Source organism: Undibacterium sp. FW305-107 (assembly GCF_058788535.1).
Window position 1 is genome coordinate 1 of the sequence record NZ_JBYTAV010000027.1, and the last position, 3,191, is coordinate 3,191.

General features: G+C 53.2%; 1 protein-coding gene. It reads left to right on the forward strand.

Annotation, left to right across the window (positions count from 1 at the left end; all coding sequences use genetic code 11):
• Positions 1 to 42: 42 nt before the first annotated feature.
• Positions 43 to 3,191, forward strand: a 3,149-nt coding sequence (locus AC3WQT_RS28870; RefSeq protein WP_492709468.1) for a DUF4214 domain-containing protein, incomplete at its 3' end; no start/stop codon positions are given.

Below are 3,191 nucleotides of genomic sequence, written 5' to 3' on the forward strand. Positions count from 1 at the left end.
TACTTCAACCGTCCAGCGGACCCAAATGGTCTGGCGTACTGGATGGCCCAAAGCTTCACGCTGAACCAAATTGCCGACAGCTTCTCCAAGCAAGCAGAATACGCCACAGCGTATGCAGGTAAAACGACAGAAGACACCGTCAACACCATCTACACCAACCTGTTCGGCCACAAAGCTGACGTAGCAGGTCTCAACTACTGGACCCAACAAATTCTGACCAGCAAAGTCACCCTGGGCCAAGCCGCCCTGGCGATCCTGGCAGGTGCCACTGGTGCAGACAAAGTAGCCGTTGACTCCAAAGTTGCCGCAGCTACATCGTTCACGACAGCCATCGACACCAACGAAGAAATCGTAGCCTACTCCCTGGCCTCCAACACCAACCTGGCCAAAGAATGGCTCAGCAAAGTGCTGGATTCCGCGACACAAGCCTCCCAGATCGCTGTACAAGATACAGTCATCTCCTCCATCGTCAACGGTGGTGGCGTCAAAGACTTCACACTGACAAGCAACACAGACATCGCCACAGCTGAGAACTTCACAGCCGGTCTGGTGTACACACCAAACGGTGGTTCCCGTGTCAATGCCCTGCAAGACGAAGACGTACTGACAGGCTCCAACACATCAGCCACTGCCAACAACAAGTTGACAGCGACAGTTGGTAACTCCAACGACAACGGCGCACCGATCATCACGCCAACGCTGAAAAACATCCAGACAGCCACGTTCTCCTTCACCGGTTCCGCTGATGCCAACAACATCAACAACAACGCCGTTGTTGCGATCGATCTGCAAGATGGTACAGGCCTCAAAAACATCGGTATCAACCGCATTGCATCTACAGCAGGTACCAACACAGCCCGTATTGAAAACATCAAACAAGCTGTAGAAACACTGAACCTGACCAACACCAACGCCAACAACACAGGCGTCGTTGAATTCTCCTTCGGCAATGGCACATTGCTCGGCGCCAACACAGGTACACTGAACCTGTCCGACGTACAAGTTGGTACAGTCAACATTGGTCAAAACGTTTCCGGCACATCCGCTGCAGGCGTTGCCAACCAAGGTTACGAAACACTGACCATCAACAGCACAGGCAACACCAACAACATCGGCACCTTGAACCTGCCAATGGACACAGGTACAGCAGGCAAAGTCATCATCACTGGCGACAAAGACCTCACACTGGCCCAGACATCCAATGTTGTCAATGGCGTAACAACCATTGAATCCGTCAACTACTCCGGTGGTATCCTCCAGGCTGCAGGCCGTCTGTCCGCCATTGATGCATCCGCATTCAAAGGCAACCTGACATTGAACCTCGGCAATGGCATCTTCACTACAGGTAAAGCTGACACATCCGGTTCCGTCCAAAACGTCACTATCACTGGTGGTTCTGGTAACGACACATTCTACCTGGCTGACACAGTAGAAACAGGCGACAGCATCACAGGCGGCGACGGTACAGATACACTCGTTATCGTCAACGGCGGCAACGTCACAGCCGGTGCAGCTGGTTCCTCCATCATCACCAAAGTAGAAGCCCTGCAAGTATTGTTGAACAACGCAGCGTCCGTAGTTGACTTTGCCAAACTGCCAGACGTCACAGGCGTACTGGTCCGCAACGTCTCCAACACCAACGTAGCAGCGCCTGCAAATTCTGCACCAGTTGCTGGCACAGACGTGTTCACACTCAACAACCTGACAGTTGGTCAAGCAGCAGCCATCACCATCCGTCATAGCGACACAGGCTCCAACGCCATCGGCCAATCCACCATCAACGCCAATCTGGCTGTTGCTACTGGCGCATCCGACACAGTTGCAGTCACCATCGCTGAAGGCTTGAACGTAGACCCACGTTTCAACTTCGTGTTGAACACCAACGCAGTAGAAAACATCACCCTGGTTGATGCTGATACAGAATCCAACACAGTTGCTCTGGCCAACGTTGCTGCCCACACAGGCACCATCACCATTGGTACAACAGCAGGTGCTGGTTCTACAACAACTTTCCTGAACCTCGACACCACAGTGGCAGGTAACGGTGGTTTGTACCGTATCGACACAACAGGTGCAGCAGCAGCCAACATCGCTGGCGTACAAGAGTTGTCCCTGACAGCCGGTCAGATCAAACTGATCGCCGCTAACATCGACGCTTCCGCAGAAACAGCCAGCGTCATCGTTCGCGTATCCACAAGTGGTGCAGCCAACGGCGCGCAAAACATCAAGATGGGTGCAGGTAACGACACAGTTACTTTCGATAACATCCAGGACACACGTGCTGGCCTGACTATCTCCGACACAGTTGTTGGTGGTGCTGGTACAGACACACTGGTCATCGACGGCGACCTGACAGGTGCAGCACTGGGCGACACTATCGCTCTGGGCGCGTCTGAATGGACTAACGTATCCGGTTTCGAAACAATCCGCCTGGTTGGTACGTCCAACAATGCAGGTGTAGCCGGTGCAGGTAACTACCGTCTGACATTGACCAATGAACTGATCGCTGCCAACAACAACGCAGGCGTTCTGGCCATCGTCAATGACAACGACACAGCCAATGATGCAGCCAATGCAGCAGACACAGCTGGTACAGCCATTGAAAGTGCAGCAGTTATTGATGCACGTACACTGAGCTCCACAAGCCGCTTCAGCTACAACGGCGAAGAAGGTGCAAGCCGCACAGCAGACCGCATCATCTTCACAGATGCCAACTTCAATGGCTCCCACGCCATCAACGGCGGTGCAGTTGACAACAACAGCACCAACAACAGCCAGAAGAACGACGACGTGATCGAACTGCGCAATGCAACAAACGCAGCTATCGGTGACTTCAACGGCATCTCCAACGTTGGTAACATCGAACTGACAAACGACACAGCAGTGACCCAAGTGTCCCAAATCCAGTTGAACGACACCATCGTTGACGCATTGGTTGACAGCTATCAAGCTGCTAACACCACAACGCACATCGAACGCCTGACTATCCGTGCGATCGACAACGTCAACGTTGCTAACGCAACAGTCGGTGTTTCCATCGATGCAGGTGCACTGACAGCACAATCTGCGCTGGACGTGACACTGGCCCGTGGCGCCAACTTCCTGCAACTCGGCGCTGGTGCAGACCGCGTAGTATTGCTGGGTAACTATGTTGCCGGTACTTACCTGACATCTGAAAACGGTGTTTCCCT